We start from the raw sequence: 5,286 nt of genomic DNA on the forward strand, positions 1-5,286 counted from the left end.
TGGCAGGATTCGAACCCACGACCCCTTGGTTCGTAGCCAAGTACTCTATCCAACTGAGCTACAGCCGCACGCGAGGGCAGGACTATATCGCACCTGGCGAAAAATACAAGGGGGTATGCAGATAAAAGTTGGGGGCGGTCCCTGATTGGCGGGCTAAGTCACCAGATCAACCAGCCCCGGCAGCATCAAATACCCCCCGATCACCACCAGCACCCCAAACGCAATCCGCCGCGTTGCCACCGCCGAAAGCGGTGGCGGAAAACGCCGGGCCGCCATCGTGGTCAATGCCACAACCGGGACGGCAAGCGCCGCCTGCATCCAGATGTCGGCGCTGAGCTGCCCTTGCCATGCACTGAACAAGGTGCGCGTCACGGAGGTCGCAGTGAACACAAGAATCAACGCGCAGCGGATCTCCACCAGCGACAGCGGCTGGCGATAGAACTGGAAGATCAGCGGCGGCCCGGACACGCCAAACATGCCGCTGAGCAAGCCGCCAAAGATGCCGCTGACAAAGAAGCTGCGGTTGCCGGAGCGCCGCAGCAGGGGAGCAGGGCGCAGCGTGGCGCTAACGCCGCCGTACAGCACCACCGCGCCCAGCAGCAATTGCAGGATGCCGGCGGCGGCGCTGCTCAGGTAGTCGAGGATCAGCACGCCGGCCACCACGGACGGCAGAATGCCGAGCGTGGCCGCGCCCGCCGCGCGCCAGTCGATGTGATGCAGCTTGCCGGGCAGCGCCACGGCGCTGTTGGCCAGCGTCACCAGGCTTACCAGCGTGGCAACGGTCGCCACCGGCGCGAGGTCCAGCCCGCTGGTCGCGCCCATCACGATCATGCCGAGGCCAAAGCCGGTCACCGTCTGGAAGTAGCTTGCCGCGCCCATCAGCGCGAGCAGCGGCAGCAGGTGGTCCGCGGTCATGGCTGGCATGCGGCCATCGGGGCTTCCGGTTGGGATTGCACGGCGGCTTGCGCCTGCACCGCGGTGACGGCGATCACGTAAAACACATCGTCGGCGCTGCAGCCGCGCGACAGATCGTTGGCTGGCTTTTGCAGCCCTTGCAGCAAGGGCCCGATTGCCTTGGCGCCGCCCACGCGCTCGGCCAGCTTGTAGCCGATATTGCCGGCCTCCAGGCTGGGAAAGACCAGCACATTGGCGCGGCCTTCCACCTTTGAGTGCTCGATCTTTTTCCTGGCGATCTCGGCAACGATGGCGGCATCGAGCTGCACGTCGCCATCGATGGCCAGCGCCGGGCGCTGCGCCTGCACCAGGCGCGTGGCTTGCACCACTTTGTCGACCGCGGCATGCCGKGCGCTGCCGCTGGTGGAGAACGACAGCATGGCGACGCGCGGTGCATCCATCAGCAGGTTTTGCGCGCTGTCGGCCGCGGCCATTGCGATCTCGGCCAGCGCAAAGGCGTCGGGATCCACCACCAGGCGCGCAGGGCGAACAGCTTCTGCGCGAGGGACGGCGTGAGCGCGGAGGTGGCGGGGTCGATCACGTCCATGCCGTCCAGGTCGATGTCCTCGCTGGCGGCTGCCTGGCGGATGCGCGCCGCGTCGCCCACCAGCACGATGCGCGCGATGCCCTCGCGGGCAGCGCGTTGTGCGGCCTGCAGGATGCGCGGGTCTTCGGCCTCGCATAGCACGATGCGCCTGGGTTTGGCGCGGGCGCGCTCGATGATGCGGTTGATCGCTTTCATGATGGGGTCGCTCAAAATGGAATATGGCCGGRAGCAGCGGGCGCTGCTTCCGGCCACCGGCCAAGCGCCCGCTCACTCACTGGCTCAGACGTAGTCCTTGTACTTGTCGAGCATGCGCACCGGCTTGGCCAGCGCGTCGCGGCGGAAGGGGTCGCCGAGCTCGCGGGTGCACATGATCTCGATGATGGTGGTCTTGCCGTGGTGCATCTGCAGGTCGATGGCGCGCTTGAGCGCCGGGCCGACGTCTTCCAGCTTGTCCACCACGATGCCTTCGGCACCCATGGCGCGGGCGATCTCGGCGAAGCTCTGGTTGTCCAGCTCGCCGGCGACGAAGCGGCGGTTGTAGAAGTCCACCTGGTTCTTCTTCTCCGCGCCCCACTGGCGGTTGTGGAACACCACGGCGGTGACCGGGATATTGTGGCGCACGGCGGTCATGGTCTCCATCAGGCTCATGCCCCAGGCGCCGTCGCCGGCGTAGGACACGGCCGGGCGGTGGGGTGCGGCCACCTTGGCGCCCATGATGGTGGGGAAGGCATAGCCGCAGTTGCCCCAGCTCATGGCGGCAAAGAAGCTGCGCGGCTTGTTGAAGCGCAGGTAGCTGTTGGCCACCGAGTTGATGTTGCCGATGTCGGTTGAGACCATCACGTCTTCGGGCATGGCCTTYTCCAGCTCGCGCAGGACCTGGCGCGGATGCAGGTAGTGGCCGCCGGTGGGCGTGCGCTCCTGCTTTTGCTCCTCGATCATGTCCAGGCTGTAGGGGTCGCGCTCGTGGGTCCACGCGTCGAGTTCCTTCTCCCAGGCGGCCTTCTCGGCGGCGATCTGGCCGGCGCGGTCTTCGCGGGAGGCGTCGCAGGCCAGCGTGCGGCTGGCCAGGCGCGCGGTCAGCGCCACGGCAGCCGCCTTGGCATCGCCGCAGATGCCCACCGAGATCTTCTTCACCAGGCCGAGCATCTTGTGGTCGGCGTCGATCTGGATGATCTTGGCGTGCTTGGGCCAGTAGTCCATGCCGTGCTGGGGCARGGTGCCGAAGGGACCGAGGCGCGAGCCGAGGGCGATGACGACATCGGCGCGGGCGAGCAGCTTCATGGCCGCCTTGGAGCCCTGGTAGCCCAGCGGGCCGCACCACAGCGGGTGGCTGGCGGGGAAGGAGTCGTTGTGCAGGTAGCTGTTGACCACCGGCGCGCCCAGCCGCTCGGCAAGGGCCTGGCACTCCTCGATGGCATCGGCCATGACCACGCCGCCGCCGGAGATGATGACGGGGAACYTGGCCTTGGCGATGAGCTCGGCGGCTTCGTCCAGGCGCTGGTCGCCGCCGGGGCCGCGGTCCAGGCGCTGGGGCTGGGGGATCTCGGCCTTGATCTGGCCGTAGAAGTAGTCGCGGGGGATATTGAGCTGGGTCGGGCCCATCTCGGCCATGGCGCGGTCGAAGCAGCGGCCGGTGTACTCGGCCATGCGCGCGGGGTGGGTGACGTGGCCCTGGTACTTGGTGAACTCCTGGAACATGGGCAACTGCTTGGCTTCCTGGAAGCCACCCAGGCCAATGCCCATGGTGCCGGCCTCCGGGGTGACGATCACGACCGGGCTATGCGCCCAGTAAGCGGCGGCGATGGCGGTCACGCAGTTGCTGATGCCGGGGCCGTTCTGTCCGATGACGACGCCATGGCGGCCCGAGACGCGGGCATAGCCGTCGGCCATGTGGCCAGCGCCTTGCTCGTGCACGACGGGGATGAGGCGGATGCCGGCGGGGGCGAAGATGTCCATGGCGTCCATGAAGGCGGAGCCCATGATGCCGAACATGTCGGTGACGCCATTGGCGGCCAGGGTCTCGACAAAGGCTTCCGACGGGGTCATCTCCTGCGGGCCGGTAGTGGCGGGCAGCGTGGTGGTCTTGATGGTTTCAGGCAGGCGTTCGCTCATGGTGTGTCTCCAGTCTGGTTATCAAAACGGAACTAATCGTCCCGAAAAATTTTATTTCCAGAAATGTAGGTCGCATGAAGTCGAAGGTCAATAGGTGAAACCAATAAACGAGATGATTTGTATCTAAAAACGAAACTGATCTATCATGGCTGAAAGGGCGGCGCCCAAAGGCGCCCAACCCAAGGCACCCAAAGGAGACCGACGTGATGGATACCGTGACTGGCAAACCGGACAAGATGGTTGCGGCACGCACCTTGTTTGGCATCGAYTCCGGCCTGATGGTGCCGGCATTCAGCGAGCGCGACGACCACGTGCCGGAGATCGACGAGGCCTACCGCTTCAACCCCGAAGTGACGCTGGCGATCCTGGCCGGCTTCACGCGGGATCGCCGCGTGATGGTGCAGGGCCTGYACGGCACCGGCAAGTCCACCCATATCGAGCAGGTGGCGGCACGCCTGAACTGGCCTTGCGTGCGTGTGAACCTGGACGGCCATATCAGCCGGCTTGACCTGGTCGGCAAGGACGCCATCGTGGTGCGCGACGGCCGCCAGGTCACCGAGTTCCAGGAAGGCATCGTGCCGTGGGCGCTGCAGCGCCCGGTGGCGCTGATCTTCGACGAGTACGATGYGGGCCGCCCCGATGTGATGTTCGTGATCCAGCGCATGCTGGAGCGCGACGGCAAGTTCACGCTGCTCGACCAGAACCGCGTGATCCATCCGCATCCGGCGTTCCGCATGTTCGCCACCACCAACACCGTGGGCCTTGGCAACCTGAACGGCCTGTACCACGGCACCCAGATGCTGAACCACGCGCAGATGGACCGCTGGAACGTGGTCGCCACGCTCAACTACCTGCCGCGCGCGGAAGAGGCCAGCATCGTGCTGGCCCGCGTGCCGGAGCTGGCGGATGACGCCGGCCGCGCGCTGATCGCATCGATGGTGAGCGTGGCCGAGCTCACGCGCAAGGGTTTTGCCACGGGAGACCTGTCCACGCTGATGTCGCCGCGCACGGTGATCAGCTGGGCGGAAAATTGCCAGATCTTCCGCGATCCGGCGCTGGCGTTCCGGCTGAGCTTTCTCAATAAATGCGACGACGCCGAACGCCCGATCGTGGGCGAGTATTTCCAGCGCTGTTTTGGCCGGGAGGTGGAAGCCGCGCTCGGCGACGCGCCGCAGCCGTGCTGATGCCGCCGCCCCGGCAGGCAAGCCGCCGCGGCCAGCAACGCGAGGCCTTGTGCGCGGCGGTGGTGCGCGCGCTCACTGGCGACCGCGCGCTGCATTATCGTGACGGCCGCCTGTGCCGCGATCTGCGGCCGCTGCCGCTGCATGCGCCGCACCTGCGCACCGATCCCCACGCGGACGACTTTGCCTGCCTGCGCGGCGCGGCGGATGGGGCGGCACTCCGGCTCGCGCATTCGGACGCGGATCTGCACAAGCAGTTGTGCCCGGCAGATCCGCTGGAAAGGCTGGTGTTCGAACTGCTGGAACAACTGCGCTGCGAGTCGCAACTGCCAGACGGCATGCCGGGCGTCGCGCAGAACCTGCGCCACCGCTTCGCGGCATGGTCGCGCGCGCTCCATCGCAGCGGGCTGGCCGAGAGCCACCTTGGCATCCTGCTGTACACCGTGGCGCAGATCGCATGGTCGCGCCTGTCGGGCTGGCCGGTGCTGGAAG

At 66.7% G+C, this 5,286-nt stretch carries 3 protein-coding genes and 2 pseudogenes; 2 read left to right on the top strand and 3 right to left on the bottom strand.

Features of this window, described 5'->3' with window-relative positions:
* Positions 1–153 precede the first annotated feature (153 nt).
* The 3 genes and pseudogenes from AC1DS3_RS36030 to xsc form a co-directional block, all read right to left on the bottom strand.
* The gene (locus AC1DS3_RS36030) at positions 154–915 is read right to left on the bottom strand and encodes a sulfite exporter TauE/SafE family protein (protein ID WP_441641487.1); all 762 of its coding nucleotides are present in this window, start codon (positions 913–915) and stop codon (positions 154–156) included.
* A pseudogene (locus AC1DS3_RS36035) lies at positions 912–1,696 on the bottom strand (phosphate acyltransferase). The gene AC1DS3_RS36030 and the pseudogene AC1DS3_RS36035 overlap by 4 nt, the downstream one beginning before the upstream one ends.
* Before the next feature lie 84 nt (positions 1,697–1,780).
* Positions 1,781–3,613, bottom strand: a complete 1,833-nt coding sequence (gene xsc, locus AC1DS3_RS36040; protein WP_477129081.1) for a sulfoacetaldehyde acetyltransferase — start codon at positions 3,611–3,613, stop codon at positions 1,781–1,783.
* Positions 3,614–3,819: 206 nt separating this feature from the next.
* On the opposite strand from xsc, the gene AC1DS3_RS36045 reads away from it, so the two are divergent.
* Both AC1DS3_RS36045 and AC1DS3_RS36050 read left to right on the top strand, forming a co-directional pair.
* Positions 3,820–4,797, top strand: a complete 978-nt coding sequence (locus AC1DS3_RS36045; RefSeq protein WP_477129082.1) for an AAA family ATPase — start codon at positions 3,820–3,822, stop codon at positions 4,795–4,797.
* A pseudogene (locus tag AC1DS3_RS36050) lies at positions 4,797–5,286 on the top strand (cobaltochelatase CobT-related protein); the annotation flags it as partial. The gene AC1DS3_RS36045 and the pseudogene AC1DS3_RS36050, both read left to right, overlap by 1 nt.

This window comes from Cupriavidus sp. 01L46, from assembly GCF_056399905.1.

Bases quoted from the DNA above. Each gene is read 5' to 3' on its own strand.
- AC1DS3_RS36030 (WP_441641487.1), bottom strand. From the start codon at position 915: ATGACCGCGGACCACCTGCTGCCGCTGCTCGCGCTGATGGGCGCGGCA.